The following is a 24,391-nucleotide window of genomic DNA, read 5'->3' on the forward strand; positions in this document are numbered from 1 at the left end:
CTAGTGCGCCGACTTCTGCACCAGCGCGCTGCCGGCGCCGTGGCGGTGGCCTTCGCTGACGGCGGTGACGGTGCCGTCCGGGTTGAACACCAGCGCGTTGGCGGCGCCGATTTCTTCCGGCTTGTTCCAGTGCTGGCCTTTCTTCTCCAGCGCCACGGCCTGCGCGGTGCCGGCGAAGCCCGGCTCGACGTCGGTCGCCGGGCCGTTGCGCTCGGACAAGCGCGGCGCGTTCAGCGCGTCCGGCATGCTCATGCCCAGGTCGACGTAGTTGAAGATGGTCTGCAGCACGGTGGTGATGATGGTCGCGCCGCCGGGGCTGCCGATCGAGAACGCCGGCTTGCCGTTCTTGAACGCCAAGGTCGGCGACATGCTGCTGCGCGGACGCTTGCCCGCTTCCGGCACGTTGGGCGCCGGGCCGGAGAAGTCGAAGTCGGTCATCTCGTTATTCAGCAGGAAGCCGTAGCCCGGCACCACGATGCCGCTGCCGCCCCATGATTCGATGGTGTAGGTGTAGGCGACGATGTTGCCGTCCTTGTCCGACACGGTCAGGTGGGTGGTGTGCGCGCCCTCGGCCAGCAGCTTGTTGGCGTTGGGGCGCAGCGGCACGCTCGGGTCGTTCTGGAATGGATACGGATCGCCGGCCGGTGCCTGCACGCTGGCCTGGTCCGGGTTGATCAGCTCGCGGCGGCGGGCGGCGTAGTCCTTGCTCAGCAGGCCGGCCACCGGCGCTTCGACGTACTCGGGATCGGCCAGGTAGGCGTTGCGGTCGGCGAAGGCCAGGCGGCTCGCTTCCAGATACAGGTGTTCGGCCTTGTCCTTCGGCATGGCCTTGAGGTCGTAGCCTTCCAGGATGTTGAGCGCCTCGGCGATGGCGATGCCGCCGCTGCTCGGCAGCGGCATGCCGTACAGGTCGTAGCCCCGGTAGGTGCTGTGCACCGGCTGGCGCAGGCGCGCCTCGTAGTTGGCCAGGTCGGCCATCGTCATCTGGCCGGCGCGCACGTGCACGCCGCTGGCGACCTTGGGCTGGTTGACCGCGTCGACCACTGCGCGACCGATCTTGCCTTCATAGAAAACCTTGACGCCGCCGGCCGCCAGTTCGCGGTAGGCCTTGGCCATGCCGGGGTTGCGCAGGGTGCTGCCGGGCTGGATGGCCTTGCCGTTGCGCAGGTAGAGCGCGGCGGTGTCGGGGAACATGCTGAACTTGGCCTGGCTTTCCTCGACCAGGCGCGAGAAGTTGGCGTTGACGGGGAAGCCCTCGGTGGCCACGGCGATGGCCGGCGCCAGCACCTGCTTGAAGGACATCGAACCGTAGCGGTCCAGCGCCTCGTGCCAGCCGCGCACGGTGCCAGGCACGCCGACCGACATGCCGCTGGCGACCACGGTGTCGAAGTCCATTTCCCTGCCGTCCTGCAGGAACACGCGCGGCGTGAAGCTGGCCGGCGCGGTTTCGCGGTGGTCGATGGTGATCACGCGCTTGTCCTTGGCCAGGTAGATGACCATGAAGCCGCCGCCGCCGATGCCGCAGCTGAACGGGTCGGTCACGCCCAGGGTGGCGGCCGCGGCGACGGCGGCGTCGACCGCGTTGCCGCCCTGGTTGAGGATGGCCAGCGCGGCCTTGGACGCCGGCTCGCTGATGGTGGCGACCGCGCCGCCGCTGCCGGTGGCGACCGGGGTCTTGGCCCAGGCCGCCGGTGGCAGGATCAGCGTGAGGATGATGGTGGAAACGAGAACGGTGCGGGCGGGGCGGCGGGGCTGGGTCATGGGGCGCGGGGTCCGGGTTAGGATGAGGGGGCGTTGCTCACCCTCAAGCTTACCCGATAATCCGGCGTGGCTTCATTCTTGGCGGGGACCGCCTGCGGTTCGACGCCGGTCAGTGTGAAGGTCAGGCCGTTTTGCGTGACGCTGGGACGGGCGTTGGGCATGCTGTCGGACAGCACGAAGTTGCTGGTGGTGCCGTCGGCGGTGGTCAGCGCGAAGCTGTAGCTGATGTAGCCGGCCCAGACGCACACCGCGCCGATGCGGCAGCGGCTGTCGTTGACGCGCTCGAGCTTGAGGCTGGGCGCGCCGGCGGTGGTGCCGGTGGCGCCGCTGATGCCGGGCGCGGCGGCCGGGGCGATGGCCACGCTGGCGCCCTGCGTCAGCACATAGGTCTGGGCGAACGGCTGCGGCGCGGGGGCGGGGCGGCCGACTGCGGACGCGGAGCCGCAGGCGTGCAGCATGGCCAGCACGGCCGCCAGCAGCGGCAGGATGATCAACTGCCTGGTGAATGTGGAGTTCATGGGATCCTCTTCCTTCGATGGAGAAGGCAAGCTTAGCAAAAAGATCACGCTCCCGGCGCACGAACCGCCGCTTTACAGCGCTGGGTCAAACCCGGTGCGGTGGCGACGTAAAAAAAGCCGCGCGGCGTGGACCGGGCGGCTTCTTCGGTGCCGCGCGCGGCGGCCAGGCTTACACGTAGGCGGCCAGCGCGCCCTTCATTTTCTTCAGCGCGGCCACTTCGATCTGGCGGATGCGCTCGGCCGAGACGCCGAATTCCTCGGCCAGCGTGTGCAAGGTGGCGCCGGAGCCGTCGTCGTTGGCCAGCCAGCGGCTTTCCACGATGCGGCGCGAGCGGGCGTCCAGCTTGCCCAGCGCTTCCTCCAGCCCTTCCGACTGCAGGCGGGTCACCTGTTCGGCTTCCAGCACGCGGGTCGGCTCGCTGGCCTCGGACGACAGGTAGGCGATCGGCGCGAATTTGTCGTCCTCGTCGTCGTTGGGCGATTCCAGCGCGATGTCGCGCCCGCTCAGGCGGGTTTCCATCTCGATCACTTCCTCGCGCTTGACGTCCAGCATCTTGGCCAGGCTGTCGATCTGGGTCGGCGTCATCGCGTCCAGGCCGGTCTTGTGGCTGCGCAGGTTGAAGAACAGCTTGCGCTGGGCCTTGGTGGTGGCCACTTTGACCAGGCGCCAGTTCTTCAGGATGTACTCGTGCATCTCGGCCTTGATCCAGTGCATCGCGTACGACACCAGGCGCACGCCCTGGTCCGGGTCGAAGCGCTTGACCGCCTTCATCAGGCCGATATTGCCTTCCTGGATCAGGTCGGCGTGCGGCAGGCCGTAGCCCAGGTAGCCGCGCGCGATCGACACCACCAGGCGCAGGTGCGACAGCACCAGCTCCTGGGCGGCGCCCAGGTCGTTCTTTTCCTTGAGGCGCTTGGCCAGCGAGATTTCATCGTCGTGCGTCAGCATCGGCAGGCGGTTGACGGCCGAAATATAGGCGTCCAGGTTGCCCAGGTTGCCTGTGAACCCGAGTCCCAGGGCGCGATTGGTGGCGGGGACCAATGCAGTCGGTGCGGACATAGTCATGTTCATTCCTTCGCTCGATGATGTTGCTTGTTCTTAACGATTCTGGGTTCTGTAGAGAACTGTTTTCTCTTCAGTCCACGTATATTAGCACTCTCCTTCGTTGAGTGCCAATCATCGCTTATCAATCGCTTTGATAGTAAAAATACTATGACGTTTTTAAGCATCATGGCATCTGATTAATGAAGCATGCGCGGTGGAGCTTAGGCCGGGCTTAATGCTAATCGGCGGGGGCTGGCCTTTCCGTGCGGGGGCGCACGGAAAGGGACCAGGGATTAGTTGAGGCGGGACAGGTGGCGCTGCACGGACAGCAGCGCGCCGATGAGGCCGAGGCCGGCCGACAGGGCCAGCAGACCGGCCATGGCCAGCGGCGGCAGCGGCGCCAGCTGGAACTCGGAGGCGTACAGGCGGGCGAATTCGGCGATCGCCACGTTCAGCGGGCGCAGCGCCAGCGACACGGCGCCCAGCGCCACGCCGCCCGCGCACAGGCCCAGCAGCGCGCCGGTGTAGTAGAACGGGCGGTGGATGAAGCTGTCGGTGGCGCCGATCAGCTTGGACACCAGGATTTCCTCGCGCTGGGTCATCACCTGCAGGCGGATGGTGTTGAAGATCACCGCCACCACCACCGTGCCTAAGGTGGCGGCCAGCAGCAGCAGCGCCAGGCGCAGCACGTTGAGCAGCGCGGCCAGGCGCTTGACCCAGGCAGAGTCGACCTGCACCGTGTCGACGCCCGGCAGGGCGCGGATCTGCTCGGCCAGCTGGTCGACGTCGCCGCCGGCCTGGGCGTTGCGGAAGGCGTCCAGCTTGAGCACGTAGCTGTCGGGCAGCGGGTTCTCGCCCAGCGTGGTCAGCACGTCGGCCAGGCCGCTCTTGTCCTTCAGTTGCTCGAGCGCCTTTTCGCGCGGGGTGAAGACGATCTTGGCCTGTTTGTCGCGCACCGTCTGGCGCAGCGACACGGCCAGTCCTTCGGCCTGCTCGCGCGGGGTGTCCTGCTTGAGGAAGATGCTGATCTCTGGATCGACCGACAGTTGCTCGGACATGGGGCGCACGTTGTCGAGCAGGGTGACGCCGGTGAACGGCAGCGCCAGCGCGATCGCCACCACTAATATATTGAACAAAAAGCCGCCGGGCGAGCGGCGCAGGTGCACCAGGGCCGCGGCCAGGGCGTAGCGGTGTTGCCGGAACCAGAGCGTCATGCCGCCACCTCCAGCTGGCCATGCTTGAGATGGATGACGCGCGCGGCGGCGTCCAGCATCTGTTCGTCATGGCTGGAGATCAGGCAGGTCACGCCGACCGAGTGGAAGGCCTTGAGCGCGTCCAGCACCTTGTTGGCGCTGGCGCGGTCCAGGTTGGCGGTGGGTTCGTCGGCCAGGATCACCTGCGGGCGGTTGACGATGGCGCGCGCGATCGACACGCGCTGCTGCTCGCCGCCGGACAGGGCCAGCGGCTGGGCGTCGGCGCGCTCCAGCAGGCCCACCTTGTCGAGGGCGGCGCGGGCGCGCTGCTCGGCCTGGGCGCGCGAGGCGCCGGTCACCAGCAGCGGCAGCATGACGTTGGCCAGGATGGAGCGGTCGGTCAGCAGCCGCTGCGCCTGGAAGATCAGGCCCAGGTTGCGCCGCAAGAACGGCACGGCGGCCGGCTTGATGCGGGCGATGTCCTGGCCGTTGACGATCACCTGGCCGGCGCTGGGGCGCTCGACCGCGGCGATCATTTTCAGCAGGGTGGACTTGCCGGCGCCCGAGGGGCCGGCCAGGAACACCAGTTCGCCCTTGGCGACCGTGAACGAGACGTCGCGCAGCGCCGTCGCGTCGGGGGTGTATTGTTTCGAGACGTTGCGGAATTCGATCATGGCGGGCGCTTATCCCAGCAGGGCTTCAACAAACTCGGCGGCCACGAAGGGCTGCAGGTCCTCGATCTTCTCGCCGATGCCGATGAAGTACACCGGCACCGGGCGCACGCGGGCGATGGCGGCCAGCACGCCGCCCTTGGCTGTGCCGTCGAGCTTGGTGATCACGAGGCCGGTCAGCTTGAGGGCGTCGTCGAAGGCCTTGACCTGGGCCAGCGCGTTCTGGCCGGTGTTGCCGTCGATGACCAGCAGCGTCTCGTGCGGCGCGCCTTCCATGCCCTTGCCGATGACGCGCTGGACCTTTTTGAGTTCTTCCATCAGGTGCAGCTGGGTCGGCAGGCGGCCGGCGGTGTCGATCATCACCACGTCCAGGCCCTTGGCCTTGCCGGACTGCACGGCGTCGAACGAGACGGCGGCCGGGTCGCCCGAGGCTTGCGAGATCACGGTGATGTTGTTGCGCTGGCCCCAGACCATCAGCTGCTCGCGGGCGGCGGCGCGGAAGGTGTCGCCGGCCGCCAGCAGCACCGACTGGCCGTGGGTCTGCATGTGCTTGGCCAGCTTGCCGATGGTGGTGGTCTTGCCGGCGCCGTTGACGCCGGAGATCATCATCACGGTCGGCTGGTGGCGGCCCAGCTCGAACGGGCGCTGCAGCGGGGTCAGCAGCTCGATCAGCAGTTGCTTGAGGGCGGCCTTGACGGCGGCCGCGTCCAGCAGCTTGTCGTCCTTGACCTTTTGCTTGAGGGCGTCCAGCAGGTACTGGGTGGCGTCGACGCCGGCGTCCGACATCAGCAGGGCCGCCTCCAGTTCGTCGTACAGCTCGTCGTCGATCTTGGCGCCGACGAACAGGATCGACAGGTTGCTCGAGGTCTTGGACAGGCCGGCCTTCAGGCGCGACATCCACGACAGCTTGGGCGCGGGTTCCTCGATCGGCAGCAGATCGGGCAGCGCGGGCGGGGCGGACGGTTCGATGGTGGCGGGGGCCGGGGCCGGGACGGCGGCGGCCGGCGGCGTTTCGGGGGCGACGGGTTTTTTCTTGAAGAAACTAAACATGGACATGTGGTTGGGGGCGCTTCAAGGATGGCCGGCAGCGCCGGACACGGGGAAAAATGCCGCTATTTTACCAGAGCGCGGCGCGGCCGCCCGGCCATGCTACCGGAATGACAAGATTTTCAGCCGGCTGCGGCGGCGTGGCGCTGGCGCCAGTCGGCGATGGCGGCGCTGATGTCGGACAGCGCGTAGACCCGCACGTACGACGGCCGGCGCCGCTTGAACGCGGCGTTGCCGCCGCCGGCCCACAGCTCGATGCTGCCGCCCAGGCGGGTGTGCAGCTCGGCCAGCGCGTCCAGCGCCTGGCGCGCGTTCATGCCGACCGAGAACGACAGCGCGATGATGTCGATGCGCTGCACGCGGGCCGCCTCGACGATGTCGAGCAGCGGCGTCTGCACGCCCAGCGAGATGCAGTGCGCGCCCTCGGCCACGCACATGGCCTCGGCCATCAGCAGGCCCAGGCCGTCGCGCTCCTGCGGCAGCGTGGTCAGCATGATGCGCGGCGCGCCCAGGTTGCTGGCGTTGGCCTGCGGCATGGCGAAGATGGCGCTGCGCATGACCACGGTCAGCGATTCGGTATATAAGTGTTCCTCGAAGGTGGCCAGCGCGCCGCTGGCCCAGGCCTCGCCGATCAGCGCGGTCAGCGGCGCCACCAGCTCGATCACGAAGCTTTTCAGCCCCATCATCAGCAGCGCCTGCGACAGCTTGCGGCGCAGCGCCTCCATCTGGTGGCTCTTGCACAGGTCGAGGTAGCTTTGCAGGGCGGGCGGGGTCACGCTGGCGCCGTGCAGGCTGCCGGTGGCCTGGCCGGTCAGCGCCTGCAGTTCGGCGGTGCTGTACTGGATCACCTTGCCCGGGCGGTAGCCCAGGTCGATCAGGCGCTTCACCAGGCGCAGCTTGTGCACCTGCTCGATCGGATACACCCGTTCGCCGTTCGGGTCGCGCATCGGCTGGGGAAAGTCGTAGCGCCGCTCCCACACGCGCAGGGTTTCCTTGGCGACGCCGGTGTCGCGTTCGACGTCGCTGATCGTGCTAGGAACTGTTTGTGTAGAAACTTTAATAGTCATCAGGCTTAAGCGGCAACCATTTATTGGGCAGTCGCGAGGGTTGGCACGGGGTCCGGGTGCACAGTGCGTCGGCGGCCGGGGCCGGGGAACGCGACCTGCATTTTACATTCGATTTGCGCCCGAAAGTATGGCGCTGCCTATCGGGTTCGGCCCGGTTTGCCCTATGGGAAAGACCTTGTCCACGACACACAGTTGACATACAGAACTAATGAACTGTTTAGCGGGTTTCCCCTTGCTTTGTCGTGGACAATATAATTTGCGGCGGCACAAAAAAACTGTGGCCGCCAGCAACATTTCACTGCCGGACCCGTCTTTTGTGCTTTGGATCAAGCGCGCGGCCGCATGCAGCAAATTCATACATTGGAAGGCGATTCGCACGGCATGTCGTCGGATTTTGCAAGGTTTCTTGAAGGGATTGTCTCTAATCCGCAACACGTAGCAATTTCTTACAAATTGCTGATGCAGCGCAACACCCTGCGCGCGCGACAAAATTTCCTACACTTATAAAGCGTTTACACTATGAGCAAAGTTGGTCGGAGGGCTATTTTGCTTGCAGAAAACTCCGAACAAAGTCCGGAGTTGTAAGCTTATTACCATTGCGTCGAGGCGGGCGACTGGGCACTTCAGTATAAAATGGCGTCAGAAATAGCAAAGAGGCTATTTTTACTTGGTCCGACAACGATGTAGTCGCGCTTGTATTGGCCACTCGGGCAGCCCGCACAACGGGTCGCTGCGAGGGATGCATCGGGCGGAAATACCGGGCTAGTTGCCTGACTCGGCAGGAAATATTGCGATGCAGTAAAATACTGTTGTTTTGAAAACGGACAAGGGTAAGGGTGGTCAATATGAGCGCTTTTACACTTGATTGACAAGCAAAGCATCAGTATAGTGCCGCCTCTGGCGCATTTTGCGCTGCGATAAAGCCGGCGTCGATAGAATCGGCCGCAATTAAAGTGAACGCGTCCCGCAGTCGGGATCGCACAGTGGCAGCTGGGGAGTTTGCCCTCACGCACAGAACCGAACACGCCGTCATACTAGCTTTACCTTTTTACAGCAACACAACTGAAGGAAACACGTAATGAAAAAATCCCTTATCGCCATGGCCGTCCTGGCTGCAACCAGCTCCGCAGCGTTCGCACAATCGAACGTCACGATCTACGGTATCGTTGATGCCGGTATCGTCAGCGAGCGCGGCGGCGTTGCCAACACCACCAAAGTCACCAGCGGCGTGGGCTCGGCCTCCCGTCTGGGTTTCAAAGGTACGGAAGATCTGGGCGGCGGTCTGAGCGCTGTCTTCGTGCTGGAATCGGGCGTTAAAGTTGACACCGGTGAGTCCGATGTTGCTGGTTCGATCGCCAACCGTCAGTCCTACGTTGGTCTGAAATCGACCACCGCCGGCCAGCTGACCCTGGGCCGTCAGTACACCCCGTACTACGAAACCCTGCGCGACGTGGCTGACCCGTTCGCACTGGGCTACGCTGGTACCGCCAAGAACCTGTTCGGCGTGGCTGGCAACAACACCCGCAACAGCAACGCCATCGTGTACCAGTCGCCATCGATCGAAGGCTTCCAGGGCGAGATCTCCTACTCGGTAGGCGAGCAGGCTGGCAACGCTTCGGCACAGCGCCAAATCGGCGGCTGGGCTGGCTACTCGAACGGTCCTCTGAACGTGCGCGTTGCTTACAACGCACGTAACAACGACCTGTCGGCAGTTGGCGCCACCCCAGCGGTGAGCACCGACATCGGCCGCAACACCCTGATCGCTGCTAACTACGACTTCGGCGTGGTCAAGGCTTTCGCTGCCTTCAGCAAAGACAAGGGCACCAACAGCTCGCCACTGGCTAACACCAGCAACCCATTCGGCTACGCAGTCGCTCCTGGCGCTACCCGCGACAGCAACGTTGCTCTGATCGGCGCTACCGCTCCTGTCGGTCCTAACGGCACCGTGATGGCGTCGTACACCCGCAAGAACGACAAAGAAGTCGCTAACCACGATGCAGATCAGTGGGCAGTTGGCTACTCGTACGCTCTGTCGAAGCGCACCAGCACCTACGTTGCTTTCGCTAAGATCAAGAACAAGAACGGCGCCAGCTACACCGTTGGTAACAACACCGAAGCCGGTTCGGGCGACAAAGCCTTCAACCTGGGCATGCGTCACTCGTTCTAATCTGATCTGATCAGTTAGAATCCACAACGGCTGCCTGGTGCAGCCGTTGTTCATTTCTGAAAGCCGTTACCATGATGACTACCCCACGCGCGGCGCTGGCCGGCGCCATCCTGCTGGCCTCCTGCGCGGTGATCGCCGCGCCCAAGCTGGCGCGCAAGCCGGCCGCGCCGGCCGGCGCCCTGCCGCGCTACGGCATGGTGGTGTACTCGGACCTGTGCATCCATCCGGACAGCGGCGAGTTCGGCGGGCAGCGCATCACGGTGCAACGGTTTTCAGAAGTCGACACGGTGCTGTATGAATACACGGCCGGCGGGCTGAGCTGGCCGGTGGTGGCCAGCGACGTCAACATCGACCCGCGCGGCAAGCAGCTGTACTTCACGGTGCAGCCGCCGGACGAGGACGAGCGCACCATCAGCGGCAAGCTGGCCGACGGCGGCAACACGCTGGTGCTGGACGGCGGCTATTGCGGCGACGCGGCGGTGCCGATGCGGCTGGCGCGGGTGACGGACTTCGGCCGCAAGGCCGGCGCCTGCCGCGCCTGTCCGGCGCCCAAGCCGCACAAGGACCAGGAAAAAGAGAAGGAAGAGGAAATGCCGGCGCCGTCGATCGACGCCGGCCAGACCACCACCGCCGGCCTGTGAGCCGGCGGTTTTTTTATGGCGCTCAGGCCTTGGCGGCCAGCGCGTTCTTGCGGATGGTGTCGAGCGTGGCGCCCGGCGTGATCAGGTTGCCGTCGTAGCGCAGCTCGATCACGGCCGGCAGCTGCTCGCCGTTGGCGTAGGCCAGCGCGCGCTCCAGCGCCGGCGCGAATTCCGCCGTGGTGTTGACCACCTCGCCATGGCCGCCGTAGGCCACCGCCAGCGCGGCGAAGTCCGGGTTGTGCAGCTGGGTGCCGGACACGCGGCCAGGATAGTGCAGCTCCTGGTGCATGCGGATGGTGCCGAACATGCCGTTGTTGAACACGATGATGACCACGCCCGCGCGGTACTGCACCGCGGTGGCCAGCTCCTGGCCGTTCATCATGTACTCGCCGTCGCCGGCGAAGGTGATCACGGTGCGCGCCGGATCGATGATCTTGGCGGCCACGCCGGACGGCACGCTGTAGCCCATGGCGCCGCTGGTAGGCGCCAGCTGCGTGCGCATGCCGCCGTAGCTGTGGAAGCGGTGCGCCCAGGTGGCGTAGTTGCCGGCGCCGTTGGTGATGATGGTGTCGTGCGGCGCGATCTTGTCGATCTGCTGCACCACCTGCCACAGGTCCAGCGGCGCGCTGCCGTCCTGGAAGATCGGCGGCTGGCGCTGCCACGCGGCCAGGTCGGCCTTGGCCTCGGCCACGGTGCCTTGCCAGGCGCTGGCATCGACCGGCGCCATCGCGGCCAGCATCGCGGTCATCTGCGGCATGCCGCTGTTGATCATCAACTCGGCCTGGTAGACGCTGCCCAGTTCCTCGGCGTCGGCGTGCACATGGATCAGGCGCTGGGCCGGCACGGGCGCGGCGATCAGCGCGTAGCCGCCGGTGGTCATCTCGCCCAGGCGCGGGCCGATCGCCAGGATCACGTCGGCCTCGCGCACGCGCGCGGCCAGCTTGGGGTTGATGCCGATGCCGACGTCGCCGATGTAGTTGGGGTGGGCGTTGTCGAGCAGGTCCTGGAAGCGGAAGGCGCACGCCACCGGCAGGTGGTTGGCCTCGGCGAAGGCTTGCAGGTCGGCGCAGGCTTGCGCGTTCCAGCCGCCGCCGCCCAGCAGCACCAGTGGCTTTTTGGCGCCGGCCAGCAGCGCGCGTACTTGTCCGATCTGCGCGGACGACGGCGACGCCTGCACCGGCTGGTAGCGGCGGGTATCGGCCACGGTGGCGACGGCGGTCAGCATGTCTTCCGGCAGCGCCAGCACCACCGGGCCGGGACGGCCGCTGGTGGCGATCTGGAAGGCGCGCGCGATGTACTCGGGCACGCGGTCGGCGCGGTCGATCTGCGCCACCCACTTGGCCATCTGGCCGTACATGCGGCGGTAGTCGATCTCCTGGAACGCCTCGCGGTCGACGAAGTCGTTGCCGACCTGGCCGATGAACAGGATCATCGGGGTCGAGTCCTGGAACGCGGTGTGCACGCCGATCGAGGCGTTGGTGGCGCCCGGGCCGCGCGTGACGAAGCAGATGCCCGGCTTGCCGGTCATCTTGCCGTAGGCGTCGGCCATGAAGGCGGCGCCGCCCTCCTGGCGGTTGATGATGAAGCGGATGTCGGAGTCGTGCAGCGCGTCGAGCACGTCGAGGTAGCTTTCGCCGGGCACGCCGAAGGCGGTGTCCACGCCGTGGATCTTCAGGGCATCGACCAGGATCTGGCCGCCGGTGCGGGATGGTTGCGTCATGTCTGGCCTTATGGGTATAGGTATCCCGCATTCTACGGCCGGGCCCAAGGGGCGGCTTTTCTAATGGCGACACCAAATTTCAGATTTGGCTGGGGGGGCTGTTACAATAGCGGCTGAAGCAAGCCAGACAGCCGCTGGCCAGCGCGTAATGCCTGGCGGGAGGAAGGTCCGGACTCCATAGAGCGGGGTGACGGTTAACGGCCGTCCGCTGAAAGTCCTTCGGGATATAAGGCGAGGAATAGGGCCACAGAGACGAGCGTATTAAGTTACGGTGAAACGCGGTAACCTCCACCTGGTGCAATTCCAAATAGGCACGCGATGATGCTGCTCGCGGAGCGTGCGGGTAGGAAGCTTGAGCGCTGGAGTAATCCAGCGCCTAGAGGAATGGCTGTCATAGCGCGGGTTCGCCCGCGCCGTAACAAAATCCGGCCTATCGGCTTGCTTCAACTAATAACGATGTTCGCGGCTGCCGCGGGACCGACGCGCACGCCGCGGCGCTCCTGGGGACTCTGCCGATGAAAAAATACATACTGGCCTTGGATCAAGGCACCACCAGCTCACGCGCCATCCTGTTCGATCATCAGGGCCACATCTGCGGCAGCGCGGCGCAGGAATTCCCGCAGCATTTCCCGCAGCCCGGCTGGGTCGAGCACGATCCCAACGAAATCTGGAACAGCCAGCTCACCGTGGCGCGCAAGGTCCTGCACGACAACCACGTTGACGGCAGCCAGATCCTGGCGATCGGCATCGCCAACCAGCGCGAGACCACCGTGGTGTGGGACCGCAAGAGCGGCGAGCCGATCGCGCCGGCCATCGTCTGGCAGGACCGCCGCACGGCCGATACCTGCGAGGCGCTGCGCGCCGACGGCAAGGCCAAGAAAATCACCGACATCACCGGCCTGGAACTGGACGCGTATTTTTCCGCGACCAAGCTCAAATGGCTGCTCGACCATGTGCCGGGCGCGCGCGAGCGGGCGCGCCACGGCGCGCTGGCCTTCGGCACCATCGACAGCTGGCTGACCTACAAGCTGACCGGGCGCCATGTGACGGACGTCAGCAACGCCTCGCGCACCATGCTGTTCAACATACACCTGATGCGCTGGGACCACGACCTGCTGCAGCTGTTCGATATTCCCGAGGAGATGCTGCCGCAGGTGGTGTCGTCCAGCGAGGAGGTGGGCCACACCAAGGCCGCGCTGTTCGGCGCGGAGATCCCGGTGGCCGGCATCGCGGGCGACCAGCAGGCCGCCACGTTCGGCCAGGCCTGCCTCAAGCCGGGCATGGTCAAGAACACTTACGGCACCGGCTGCTTCATGCTGATGCATCTGGGACGGCATCCGGTGGCGTCGCACAACCGGCTGCTGAACACGGTCGGCTGGCGGGTCGACGGCGCCACCGATTACCTGCTGGAGGGCAGTGTGTTCATGGGCGGCGCCACGGTGCAGTGGCTGCGCGACGGACTGGGCATCATCCAGCAGTCCAGCGAGGTCGAGGCGCTGGCCGCCAGCGTGCCCGATAGCGGCGGCGTGTTCATGGTGCCGGCCTTTGTCGGGCTGGGCGCGCCGCACTGGGATCCGTACGCGCGCGGCGCGCTGGTCGGCCTGAGCCGGGGCAGCAACCGCGCCCACATCGCGCGCGCGGCGCTGGAGGCGATCGCTTATCAAAGCGCGGAGCTGATGGCGGCCATGCAGAAGGATGTGGCGGCGTCGCACCATGCGATTCCATTGACCGAGGTGCGCGCGGACGGCGGCGCGGCCCGCAACGATCTGCTGATGCAGTTCCAGGCCGACCTGCTGGGCGTGCCGGTGCTGCGGCCTACGGTGACCGAGACCACGGCGCTGGGCGCGGCCTATCTGGCCGGGCTGGCGGTGGGCTTCTGGGAGACGCAGGAGGAAATCGCCGCGCAGTGGTCGTGCGAGCGCCGCTTCGAGCCGGCCATGCCGGCAGGGCGCCGCGCCGAGCTGCTGGCGCAGTGGGGCCGCGCGGTGGAGCGCTCGCGAGGCTGGGTCGACGGCAGATAGGATGTGTATGGGGGAGGGGCGCCACGATCCTTCGACGAACCTCACTGAAACGGGGCTTCTAAAACCTTCTGAAATTAGTGGGTTTCCTCTACGCGGAGCGCGATGCCCGGTCCAGATAGATTCCGCAGATTTTAAAGCGTTTTAGAAGCCCGTTTAAGCACGTTTGCCCCAAGGATGGTGCGGATACACCCGGTGTGTGTATTCTTACAGCAAGGTTCCAGTGCGCGCAAGGATAAGGTAATATTGGTTGTCTTGTCACCTGAGCAACTGGAGCAGCGATGCAAAATGTCGAGTTGAATGCGATCGAAATCCTGTTCGACGAACTGAGCGATGTCGCGTTTTTCGTCAAGGACCGCGACGGCCGCTACCTGGCCGCCAACCGCACGCTGGTGCGCCGCTGCGGCCTGCGCAGCAAGCAGGAAATCGTCGGCAAGACGGTGCTGGAGGTGCATCCGCGCCACCTGGCACAGAACTACATGGCGCAGGACCGCGAGGTCATCGAGGCCGGCCACACCATCAGCAAGCACCTGGAGTTGCACCTGTATCCCAACCGCCGCCACGGCTGGTGCCTGACCCACAAGACCCCGCTGCGCGACGACGCCGGCGCCATCGTCGGCCTGGTCGGCACCTCGCACGACCTCGGGCTGGCCGACGACCACCACCCGGTGTACCGGCAGATCGCCAGCATCGCCCAGCACATCCGCGACAACTACAAGGAACCCCTGTGCCTGAACCAGCTGGCGCAGGAAGCCGGCCTGCCGCTGGCGCGGGTGGAGCGGCTGTTCCAGCGCGTATTCCACTACAGCCCGCGCCAGCTGCTGCTGCAATCGCGGCTGAACGGCGCGCTGGCGCTGATCGAGGCCGACCAGACCCGCAGCATCGCCGACATCGCCAACGATTGCGGCTATTCCGACCACAGCGCCTTCAGCCGCCAGTTCAAGGCGCTGACCGGCATGACGCCGGTGCAGTACCGCGCGCAGCACCACGGCGCTCGCGCGCCGGCGGCGGCGCCGGCGTCGTCGTTGTGGCAGGGGCTGAACGCCTGAGCGTCATCCGCGCGCGCAAAAGTGTGGTATTTCCGCGCAAACGCTGTGCCGTTCCCGCACCCCCGGCTGTTTAAATAGAGCGAACCGCCGGCCACCATCCGGTGTGCGCCATGCCTTGCAAACTCATCAAGATAGTATTTCCAAGCCGCCCAAACATGGCGGCCTAAGACCAATAACTATTCTTGAAGAAAAGAGAGGCAGACATGTCGTTATCGAGGAATATCCTGTATCTGAGCGGCCTATGCGTCGCCAGCCTGAGTATCGCCGCCCACGCGGACCAGGTCGGCGATCCCGCCGCGGACCACCACGGCCGCCTGAAGCAGGCGCCGATGCCGCACCAGCGCCAGAACCTGCCGCCGTCGATCGAGCAGCAGAAATTCCAGGTCGCCCCGACCACCAAACCGCGCTACGACCTGCTGCCACGCTCCCAGCGCAACAGCCTGACGCCGATGAGCGCGACGCCGGAATGCAAGGACATGGGCAAGCTGGCCAGCTACAGCGGCGCCGCGCTGGCCGACTACGTGGCCAACCTGCCGGACTACGAATGCACCTACGGCCTGTTCTCGCTGACGCCGGAGCAGGGCGCGACGGTCTACTCGGCCGCCAACATGAGCGCCATCGCCAGCCGCTTCACGCAGGAAGCCGCCAACTACAACGCCAGCGACATGAAGCTGGTCAACCTGACGCTGTACCTGCGCGCGGGTTACTACCTGGCCGAAGGCGGCACCATCGGCCAGCCGTCCGATACGCTGAAGGCCGCGCTGCGCACGCCGATCAAGCAGCTGGCCGACGGCACGGCGCTGTATATGCCCAACACGGTGGCCAGCAGCACCGCCGGCGAGGCGATTCGCCTGATCACCAATATGCATGACGAGCCGTACTACCTGTCCAGCATGAAGGCGCTGGTGCAGCGCTACACCAACAGCGCCAACAATCCGCACGCGGTCGACGCGCTGCGCAACCCGAGCACGGCCGGCGCCTTCACCTCGGCGTTGACGGTGTTCTTCTATTCCCACTACCGCGCCGAAGGCGTGCCGCTGCTGCAGAACGACCTGTCGTACGCGACCGCGCTGAACGCCTTCGTCACGTCCAACAAGGCGACGCTGCTGGGCGACTACTACGGTTACGAGCTCAACGATGCGACCAACGAGGCGTTCCGCTTCATGCAGTACCCGGCGCTGAAGGACGGCATCAAGCCGATGGTGAAAGCCATGCTGGCCAGCTCCAGCATGACCGGCGCCGACAGCGACCTGTGGCTGGCGGCCGCCTCGGCCGTCAAGTACTACGACAACAGCAACTGCTCCGAGTACGGCACCTGCGACTATGTCACCCAGCTGGCCAACATCGTGCTCAAGTACAGCAAGGACTGCAGCCCGACGCTGCACATCCGCGCCCAGGACATGACGCCGGAACAGCTGCAGGACAGCTGCGACAAGCTGGCGGTGGAAGAGGGCTATGTGCACGAGATGTTGAAGACCAACCGCACGCCGGTGGCCAACGACAACAACACCTCGCTGGAACTGGTGGTGTTCGACGACTACGCCAACTACAGCAAGTACGCCTCGGTCATCTACGGCATCAGCACCAACAACGGCGGCATGTACCTGGAAGGCGAGCCTGACCAGCCGGGCAACCAGGCGCGCTTCATCGCGCACGAGGCCTCGTGGCTGCGTCCGACGTTCCAGGTGTGGAACCTGGAGCACGAGTTCGTCCACTACCTGGACGGCCGCTTCGACATGCTGGGCGACTTCGCGCTGGCCACCTCGGTGCCGACCGTGTGGTGGATCGAGGGCATCGCCGAGTACATGTCGCTCAAGAATAACAACCAGGTCGCGATCGACATGGCCAAGACCGGCACCTACCGCCTGAGCCAGATCTTCGGCAACACCTACAGCATGGCCGACTATGTGCCGCGCGCCTATCGCTGGGGCTACATGGCGACCCGCTTCATGATCGAGCGCCACCGTTCCGACGTCGACGCCGTGCTGGGCCAGTTCCGCGTGGGCGACTACAGCGGCTACCAGAGCTTCATGGACCGCATCGGCACCAGCTACGACGCCGAGTTCGCCGACTGGGTCAACCAGGCCACCACCGCCGGCCAGCCACCGCTGCCGGAACCGCAACTGCCGCGCTGCTCGTCGACCAGCTACCTGGGCAAGAACTGCGGCATCACCGGCTTGTCCTCGAGCGGCCAGGCGTATGTGTTCCTGATGGTGCCGGCCGGCGCCCAGAACGTCAAGGTCTACAGCCGCGGCGGTAATGGCGATGTCGACCTGTACATGGCGCTGGACCGCTACCCGACCGTGGCCTCGTTCGACATGGTGTCGGCCACCGCCGGCAACGCGGAAAACCTGTACCTGCCCAATCCGGTGGCCGGCCACTGGTACTACATCATGCTGAATGCCAAAACCCCGTTCAGCGGCGTGACGGTGTACGCGACCTATGACTGATGCTTGATTGATTCTTGATTAAGATGCACTTAAAACGGCAGCCGCACGGCTGCCGTTTCTGTTTTTGGCCGGCGGATTTCGTATAATATCGGCTGGCGGTGGTGGTCAAACTTGTCTATACAAGTCGGAGCGCGCCGCGGTAATGTCCCTCAACGAACCCAGGTTTTGCTTTCCGCTTCAGCGCGCCACCGGCGCGACTTGCCGCAAGAATTCCCCTCCGCCCGCACATTCCCGCCCGTCCACCACCGATAACTATTTGCTATTGCAATGTTGGCGCTTTGCAACTTTATGCATTTAATTCAATTATTTTATGCGGCCTTTTTCAGCCCCGGCAGGGCGTCAAACACATGTGCGCAGGTGAGGTAGCACATTCACACTTTGACATAAGTGCTTAATTTACCTGACTATTTTATTTCTACCCGGCTTCAAGGAATCGCGCTAAGTCCTTAATTTCATTACTAAAATCGCTGTTTCGTTTGCCTGAAAGCGCTTGACCGTCATTCTTGCTTCCTCTAAAGTGGGCATCTGTGTGAAAAAGTGTCTTTTTGTGGGAAATTTCACCCGACTTAGCGGCGGGGGAGATGCAAAGCAGAAAACGCCGATCATGCTCCGCTAACCCTACTGAGGTCAAAAGGTAATCCCGTGTTTCAAGGCGCGTCCGCAATCAATCTCGATGCCAAAGGCAGGATGTCCATCCCTGCCAAGCATCGTGACGCGCTCTCGATCCAGTGCGAAGGCCGCCTCACGCTGACCCGCCATCCCGACGGCTGCGTCATGCTGTTCCCCCGCCCCGTGTGGGAACAACACCGCCAACAGATCGCCCAGTGGCCGCTGCAGGCCCGCGCCTGGCAGCGCATCTTCCTTGGCTACGCCACCGACGTCGAAATGGACACGGCCGGCCGCATCCTGATCGCCCCCGAGCTGCGCAGCGCCGTCGGCCTGGAGCGGGAAGTCATGATGATGGGCATGGGTTCGCACTTTGAAATCTGGGATGCCGCCAAGATGGCGGAAAAAGAGCAGCAGGCAATCGAAGCCGGCACCCCCGATGTTCTCGCCAATTTCTCCTTCTAAGGCTCCGTGATGACTACTACATCGGTGCCGGAATTTCAGCATCGGACGGTGCTGCTGGACGAAGCGGTCGACGCGCTGGCGCTGGACGGCGCGCGCGCCGGCGGCGTCTACGTCGACGGCACCTTCGGCCGCGGCGGGCACTCGCGCCTGATCCTGTCCAAACTGGGCGCCAACGCGCGCCTGATCGCCTTCGACAAAGACCTGCAGGCGATCGCCACCGCCGAACAAATTAACGACCCGCGCTTCACCATCGTCCACGACAGCTTCGCCACCATGCAGGCCGCGCTGGCCGAGCGTGGCGTGGCGCAGGCCGACGGCATCCTGCTCGACCTGGGCATCTCGTCGCCGCAGGTGGACGACGCCGCGCGCGGCTTCAGCTTCCGTAACGACGGCCCGCTCGACATGCGCATGGATACCACGCGCGGCATGTCGGCGGCGGAGTGGCTCGCCACAGAAACCGAACAGACACTGGAAAAGGTGATCAAAGAATATGGGGAAGAACGGTTTGCTTTTCAGATTGCAAAGGCGATTGTTGCTCGCCGGGCAGTCGAACCAATTTCAACCACACGACAGCTTGCCGGCATCGTGGCAGGCGCGGTCAAGACTCGGGAAAAGGGCAAGGACCCGGCCACCCGCACCTTTCAGGCTATCCGGATTTTCATCAATAAAGAGCTTGAAGACCTCGAGATCGGCCTGACGCAAGCCTGGAACAGCCTGGCGCCGGGCGGCATCATCGCCATCATCAGCTTCCACTCGCTGGAAGACCGCATGGTCAAGCGCTTCTTCGCGTCCAAGGCCAACGTCGAGCAGCCGGACCGCCGGCTGCCGATCCGCGCGGTCGACCTGCCGCAGCCGGAGCTCAAGCTGCTGGCCAAGATCAAGCCGTCCGACGCCGAGGTGGACGCCAACCCGCGCGCCCGTTCGGCCGTGATGCGGGTGGCGCGCCGTTTGCCATTGCCTGTGAAGGGTACGGCATGAGCGGCAAGATCAACCTGGTGCTGGCCACCTTGCTGGTGGCCTGCGGGCTGTCGCTGGTGAACGCCCAGTACCAGGCGCGCCATCTGTTCATCGAACTGGAACGCACGCAGTCGCAGGCGCGCCAGCTCGACATCGAATGGGCGCAGCTGCAGCTGGACCAGTCGACGCTGGGCAAGCACGCCCGCATCGAGGAAATCGCCCGCCGCGACCTGAACATGACGCCGCTGACCGCCGCGCGCACGCAGTACCTGACGCCGGAGGAATCGAAATGAGCCGCGGCAGCAACGTGAACACCTCGCGCGTGGCCGCCTCCAAGGGCGTGCCGTTCTCGAAGAACCCCGTGCTGGCGGTGCGCCTGCCGGTATGGCGTTCGCGCGTGGTGCTGTTCGTGTTGTTCGCCGCCTTCGCCGGCCTGGCCGCGCGCGCCCTGTGGCTGCAAGGCCTGTCGACCCAGTTCCTGCAGAAGCAGGGCGAGATCCGCTACGCCCGCACGCTCGACCTGCCGGCCACGCGCGGCAAGATCACCGACCGTGACGGCCAGGTGCTGGCGTCGTCGGTGCCGGTCAAGGCCATCTGGGCGATCCCGGACGACGTCCAGGACGCGCCGCCGGCCAAACTGAAGGAGCTGGCGCGCCTGCTCGACATGAGCAACGCCGAGCTGCAGAAAAAGCTCGACTCTGACCGCGGCTTCGTCTACCTGAAGCGCCAGGTGGAGCAGGACGTGGCCGACCAGATCACCAAGCTGGGGATCGACGGCATCCAGACCCGCAAGGAATACAAGCGCTTCTACCCGCAGGGCGAAGTGACGACCCACGTGGTGGGCTTTACCAACGTCGAAGACGTGGGCCAGGAATCGATGGAGCTGGCGCAGCAAAAGACGCTGGTGGGCCAGCCGGGCAGCCGCCGCGTGATCAAGGACCGCCTGGGCCGCATCGTCGAGGACATCGAATCGGTGCGCGAGCCGCACGACGGCAAGGACCTGACGCTGTCGATCGACAGCAAGATCCAGTACATCGCCTTCACCCAGGTGAAGGAATCGGTGGAGAAGTTCCACGCCAAGGCCGGCGCCGCAGTGGTGCTGGACGTGCACACCGGCGAGGTGCTGGCGCTGGCCAACTGGCCGACCTATAACCCCAACGACCGCTCCAAGCTGACCGGCGAGCAGCTGCGCAACCGCGTGATGACCGACACCTTCGAGCCGGGTTCCTCGCTCAAGCCGTTCACCGTCGGCCTGGCGCTGGACGAGAAGCGCATCACGCCGCACACCATGTTCGACACCGGCGCCGGTTCGATGGTGATCGCCGACCACGTGATCCACGACACCCACCCGCACTACATGATCGACGTGCAGGGCATCATCCAGAAGTCGTCCAACATCGGCACCTCGAAGATCGCATTGAGCATGCCGCCGCAGGAGATGTGGGAGATGTTCACCAAGGTCGGCTTCGGCCAGCAGCCCAAGTGGGGCTTCCCCGGCGCCGTGGCCGGCCGCGTGCGTCCGTACAAATCGTGGCGCCCGATCGAGCAGGCCAACATGAGCTTCGGCCAGGGCATCTCGGTGTCGCTGATCCAGCTGGCGCGCGCCTACATGATCTACGCCCGCGACGGCGACATCATCCCGCTGTCGTTCCAGAAGGTGACCGAGGCGCCGCACGGCACCCAGGTGGTCAGCGCCAAAACCGCCGCCGACATGCGCGAGATGCTGGAGATGGTCACGCAGCCGGGCGGCTCCGCCGTCAAGGCGCAGGTGCCTGGCTACCGCGTGGGCGGCAAGACCGGCACCGCGCAGAAGTTCATCAACGGCCACTACTCGCAAACCAAATACATCGGCAACTTCGTCGGCATGGCGCCGATGTCGAACCCGCGCTTCATCATCGCCGTCATGATCGACGAACCGGGTGGCCCGGTGCACGTCGGCGGCGACGTGGCCGGCCCGGTGTTCTCCGCGCTGGCCGCCAACGCGCTGCGCGCCAAGAACATCACGCCCGATTCGACCCTTACCCATATCATCATTCCTGATAATGCATCACAGGAGAACATGTGACGACTTCTGACTTCGACCCGCTGGCAATCGCCGCCGCCATCCGCAAGCTCGCGCCGACCGCGCAACTGGCTTCGGATTCGCGACGCATCAAGCTGGGCGATGTGTTTTTTGCCTACCCCGGCGACGCCGGCGACGGCCGCAGCTTCATCGGCAGCGCCGTCGAGCAAGGCGCCGCGCTGGTGGTGTTCGACCCGGCCGGCTTCACCTGGGACGACAGCTGGGCCGTCCCCTATATCACCGTCGAAAAGCTCAAGCAGCACGCCGGCGTGATCGTCCACGCGTTTTATGAACAGCCGGATGCCGCGATGTTCACCGTCGGCGTGACCGGCACCAACGGCAAGACCTCCAGCGCCGTGTGGCTGGGCCACGCGCTCTCGCGCGGCGCCGAGCCGGCCGCCGTCGTCGGCACGCTGGGCGTGGGCCTGTTCCGCGCGCGCGGCGACGTCGAATACGACGTCACCGGCTACACCACGCCGGACGCGGTGCTGCTGGCGCGCACGCTGGCCGACCTGCGCACGCAGGGCGCCGCCTCGCTGGCGATCGAAGTATCGTCGATCGGCCTGGAACAAGGCCGCGTGGCCGGCATGCACTTCGACGTCGCGCTGTTCACCAACCTGACCCGCGACCACCTGGACTACCACGGCACCATGGAGGCCTACGAGGCCGCCAAGACCAAGTTGTTCGACTGGCCAGGCCTGAAAACGGCGGTGGTCAACCTGGACGACCCGATGGGCCTGCGCCTGATCGCGCACCTGAAGGCGCGCGCGCCGCTGGCCGGCCACATTCCGCTGATCGGCTACACGCTGCTCGACGCCGCCGCGCAACCGGACATCGAGGGCGTGCTGATGCTGCGCGCCAGCCAGATGCGCGCCAGCCGCAGCCTGGGCACAGAGTTCCACCTGGAGTGCGCGCTCGGTGTGGCGCTGGTCAAGACGCATTTGGTCGGCAACTTCAACATCAGCAACGCGCTCGGCGTGATGGGCGCGATGCTGGCCAAGGGCCTGGGCCTGCGCGCCGCCATCGAGGCGGTCGAATCGCTGCAGCCTGCGCCGGGCCGCATGCAGCAAGTCGGCGGCCAGGACGCGCCGATGATCGTCATCGACTACGCGCACACGCCGGACGCATTGGAAAAGACCCTGGCCGCGCTGCGCCCGGTGGCCACCGACCGTGGCGGCCAGCTGTGGTGCGTGTTCGGCTGCGGCGGCGACCGCGATCCGGGCAAGCGCCCGCAGATGGGCAGGATCGCGCAGATGGCCGACCATGTGCTGGTCACCAGCGACAACCCGCGCAGCGAAGACCCGCACGCCATCATCGAGCAGATCGTCGCCGGCATGGACCGCAACAACCCGGCATCGACGGTGCAGACGCTGGACGACCGCGCCGCCGCCATCCTGTCGGCCATCAAGCACGCCGGCAAGCCGGACGTGATCCTGCTGGCCGGTAAAGGCCACGAGCCGTACCAGGAAATCAAGGGCAAGAAACTGCCATTCTCGGACGCCGACCACGCGCAGCTGGCGCTGTCGGCCCGCTTAACCATGATGAGGACGAATTGATGCGTGCAGCACTCGCACAGATTCTGCCTTCTGTGACCGGCGCCAAGCTGATTGGCTCCGGTGAAGTTGTATTTGGCGGCGTCTCCACCGACAGCCGCAACGTATTTGCAGGTTCGCTGTTCGTCGCCTTGCGCGGCGAGGTTTTCGACGCCCACGACTTCCTCGCGCAAGTCGCGGAGAAGGGCGCCGCCGCTGTCGTTGTTGAAGAACTGCCGGAGGGTTGGACCGCATCGACCGGCGTCGCGGCGCTTGTTGTCCCCAACACGCTGGTGGCGCTGGGCCAGATCGCCAACCACTGGCGCCGCCAGTTCTCCATGCCCGTCATCGGCGTCACCGGCAGCAACGGCAAGACCACGGTCAAGGAAATGATCGCCGCCATCCTGGCCGCCGCCCACGGCGAAGAAGGCCGCCTGGCCACGCGCGGCAACCTGAATAACGAAATCGGCGTGCCACTGACGCTGTTCCGCATGGAAGCGAAGCAGCAGTCGGCCGTGGTGGAACTGGGCATGAACCATCCCGGCGAGATCGGCCGCCTGAGCGCCATCGCCGCGCCCACCATCGCCATGGTCAACAACGCCCAGCGCGAACACCAGGAATTCATGCACACCGTGGAAGCGGTGGCGCGCGAGAACGGCGCCGTGCTGGCCAGCCTGCCCGCCGACGGCGTGGCCGTGTTCCCGCATGGCGACGAGTTCACGCCGATCTGGGAAGAACTGTCGGCCGGCCGCCGCGTGCTGCGCTTCGGCCTGACCAAGGACGCGGAAGTGAGCTGCACCTTCCGCGCCAACGATTTCGGCAACGAGATGTTCGTCACCATCCGCGAGGGCGGCGCAGAACCGGAACAGTTCTTCGTCAACCTGCAGGCGGCGGGCGACCACAACGTGCGCAACGCGCTGGCCGCCGTGGCCTGCACGTATGCCGCCGGCATCGCGCTGGACAAGATCAAACTGGGCCTCGACACCTTCGCACCGGTCAATGGCCGCCTGCAGAAGAAGGCTGCGGCCAACGGCGCCGTCGTCATCGACGACAGCTACAACGCCAACCCGGACTCGGTGCGCGCCGCCATCGACGTGCTGTCCAAGGCCGCCGCCCCGCGCGTGCTGGTGCTGGGCGACATGGGCGAAGTCGGCACCCAGGGCCGCGAGTTTCACGAAGAAATCGGCGCTTACGCGCAGAGCAAAGGCATCGAACAGGTGCTGGTAACCGGCGAACTGGCCGCCCACATGCGTGGCGCGTCCATTCGTCATTTTGAAAACTTCGGCGATCTGCTGGCTGCTGTCGAAGCAGCCGTCACGCCGGATGCAACCGTATTAATCAAGGGCTCCCGCTTCATGAAAATGGAACGGGTCGTGCAGCATTTGATTGGATCGCAACAAGCTAACAAGGAAAGTCACTAAT

General features: G+C 65.2%; 19 protein-coding genes and 1 other RNA gene. 12 read left to right on the forward strand and 8 right to left on the reverse strand.

Features of this window, described 5'->3' with window-relative positions; genetic code table 11:
* From ggt to ACUJB0_RS10530, 7 genes are all read right to left on the reverse strand, one after another.
* A complete protein-coding gene (gene ggt, locus ACUJB0_RS10500) occupies positions 1 to 1,761 on the reverse strand; it encodes a gamma-glutamyltransferase (RefSeq protein ID WP_444845175.1) in 1,761 nt (586 codons plus the stop codon).
* Positions 1,762 to 1,778: 17 nt separating this feature from the next.
* A complete protein-coding gene (locus tag ACUJB0_RS10505) occupies positions 1,779 to 2,279 on the reverse strand; it encodes a hypothetical protein (RefSeq protein ID WP_444845176.1) in 501 nt (166 codons plus the stop codon).
* A gap of 169 nt (positions 2,280 to 2,448) precedes the next feature.
* On the reverse strand, positions 2,449 to 3,339 hold the full coding sequence (gene rpoH, locus ACUJB0_RS10510; RefSeq protein WP_175001010.1) for an RNA polymerase sigma factor RpoH: 891 nt from the start codon (positions 3,337 to 3,339) through the stop codon (positions 2,449 to 2,451).
* 278 nt (positions 3,340 to 3,617) lie between these two features.
* Entirely contained in the window at positions 3,618 to 4,538 is a 921-nt protein-coding gene (gene ftsX, locus ACUJB0_RS10515) for a permease-like cell division protein FtsX (RefSeq protein ID WP_444845177.1), read from the reverse strand.
* Complete coding sequence (locus ACUJB0_RS10520) at positions 4,535 to 5,191, reverse strand: cell division ATP-binding protein FtsE (RefSeq protein ID WP_444845178.1); 657 nt, start codon at positions 5,189 to 5,191, stop codon at positions 4,535 to 4,537. The genes ftsX and ACUJB0_RS10520 overlap by 4 nt, the downstream gene beginning before the upstream one ends.
* A gap of 9 nt (positions 5,192 to 5,200) precedes the next feature.
* The gene (gene ftsY / locus ACUJB0_RS10525; RefSeq protein ID WP_444845558.1) at positions 5,201 to 6,238 is read right to left on the reverse strand and encodes a signal recognition particle-docking protein FtsY; all 1,038 of its coding nucleotides are present in this window, start codon (positions 6,236 to 6,238) and stop codon (positions 5,201 to 5,203) included.
* Positions 6,239 to 6,357: 119 nt separating this feature from the next.
* A complete protein-coding gene (locus ACUJB0_RS10530; RefSeq protein WP_444845179.1) occupies positions 6,358 to 7,302 on the reverse strand; it encodes a MerR family transcriptional regulator in 945 nt (314 codons plus the stop codon).
* A gap of 1,078 nt (positions 7,303 to 8,380) precedes the next feature.
* Here ACUJB0_RS10530 and ACUJB0_RS10535 point away from each other — a divergent pair.
* The gene (locus tag ACUJB0_RS10535) at positions 8,381 to 9,469 is read left to right on the forward strand and encodes a porin (protein WP_444845180.1); all 1,089 of its coding nucleotides are present in this window, start codon (positions 8,381 to 8,383) and stop codon (positions 9,467 to 9,469) included.
* A gap of 71 nt (positions 9,470 to 9,540) precedes the next feature.
* Positions 9,541 to 10,110, forward strand: a complete 570-nt coding sequence (locus ACUJB0_RS10540) for a hypothetical protein (protein WP_444845181.1) — start codon at positions 9,541 to 9,543, stop codon at positions 10,108 to 10,110.
* 22 nt (positions 10,111 to 10,132) lie between these two features.
* Here ACUJB0_RS10540 and ACUJB0_RS10545 read toward each other — a convergent pair whose 3' ends face one another.
* Entirely contained in the window at positions 10,133 to 11,830 is a 1,698-nt protein-coding gene (locus ACUJB0_RS10545; RefSeq protein WP_444845182.1) for a thiamine pyrophosphate-binding protein, read from the reverse strand.
* 115 nt (positions 11,831 to 11,945) lie between these two features.
* Here ACUJB0_RS10545 and rnpB point away from each other — a divergent pair.
* The 10 genes from rnpB (at position 11,946) to ACUJB0_RS10595 (ending at position 24,390) form a co-directional block, all read left to right on the forward strand.
* Positions 11,946 to 12,279: RNase P RNA component class A (rnpB, locus tag ACUJB0_RS10550), an RNA gene on the forward strand.
* 66 nt (positions 12,280 to 12,345) lie between these two features.
* Positions 12,346 to 13,851, forward strand: a complete 1,506-nt coding sequence (gene glpK, locus ACUJB0_RS10555) for a glycerol kinase GlpK (protein ID WP_444845183.1) — start codon at positions 12,346 to 12,348, stop codon at positions 13,849 to 13,851.
* Positions 13,852 to 14,129: 278 nt separating this feature from the next.
* On the forward strand, positions 14,130 to 14,897 hold the full coding sequence (locus tag ACUJB0_RS10560) for an AraC family transcriptional regulator (protein WP_161088842.1): 768 nt from the start codon (positions 14,130 to 14,132) through the stop codon (positions 14,895 to 14,897).
* A gap of 203 nt (positions 14,898 to 15,100) precedes the next feature.
* Positions 15,101 to 17,347: a M9 family metallopeptidase gene (locus ACUJB0_RS10565; RefSeq protein ID WP_444845184.1), complete on the forward strand. Its 2,247-nt coding sequence runs from the start codon at positions 15,101 to 15,103 to the stop codon at positions 17,345 to 17,347.
* Positions 17,348 to 17,989: 642 nt separating this feature from the next.
* Positions 17,990 to 18,418 (forward strand): division/cell wall cluster transcriptional repressor MraZ, encoded by a 429-nt coding sequence (gene mraZ / locus ACUJB0_RS10570; RefSeq protein ID WP_161082597.1) that lies wholly within the window; start codon positions 17,990 to 17,992, stop codon positions 18,416 to 18,418.
* 9 nt (positions 18,419 to 18,427) lie between these two features.
* On the forward strand, positions 18,428 to 19,396 hold the full coding sequence (gene rsmH / locus ACUJB0_RS10575; RefSeq protein ID WP_444845185.1) for a 16S rRNA (cytosine(1402)-N(4))-methyltransferase RsmH: 969 nt from the start codon (positions 18,428 to 18,430) through the stop codon (positions 19,394 to 19,396).
* Positions 19,393 to 19,668 (forward strand): cell division protein FtsL, encoded by a 276-nt coding sequence (gene ftsL / locus ACUJB0_RS10580; RefSeq protein ID WP_117013026.1) that lies wholly within the window; start codon positions 19,393 to 19,395, stop codon positions 19,666 to 19,668. The genes rsmH and ftsL overlap by 4 nt, the downstream gene beginning before the upstream one ends.
* Positions 19,665 to 21,440, forward strand: a complete 1,776-nt coding sequence (locus ACUJB0_RS10585; RefSeq protein ID WP_444845186.1) for a peptidoglycan D,D-transpeptidase FtsI family protein — start codon at positions 19,665 to 19,667, stop codon at positions 21,438 to 21,440. Before ftsL ends, ACUJB0_RS10585 begins: the two co-directional genes overlap by 4 nt.
* Positions 21,437 to 22,993 (forward strand): UDP-N-acetylmuramoyl-L-alanyl-D-glutamate--2,6-diaminopimelate ligase, encoded by a 1,557-nt coding sequence (locus tag ACUJB0_RS10590; protein WP_444845187.1) that lies wholly within the window; start codon positions 21,437 to 21,439, stop codon positions 22,991 to 22,993. The genes ACUJB0_RS10585 and ACUJB0_RS10590 overlap by 4 nt, the downstream gene beginning before the upstream one ends.
* Positions 22,993 to 24,390, forward strand: a complete 1,398-nt coding sequence (locus tag ACUJB0_RS10595) for a UDP-N-acetylmuramoyl-tripeptide--D-alanyl-D-alanine ligase (protein WP_444845188.1) — start codon at positions 22,993 to 22,995, stop codon at positions 24,388 to 24,390. Before ACUJB0_RS10590 ends, ACUJB0_RS10595 begins: the two co-directional genes overlap by 1 nt.
* The last annotated feature ends 1 nt before the right edge of the window (position 24,391 follow it).

Origin of the sequence: Duganella caerulea (genome assembly GCF_040362985.1) — a bacterium.
In the GTDB taxonomy this organism is placed as follows: domain Bacteria; phylum Pseudomonadota; class Gammaproteobacteria; order Burkholderiales; family Burkholderiaceae_D; genus Rugamonas; species Rugamonas vulcania.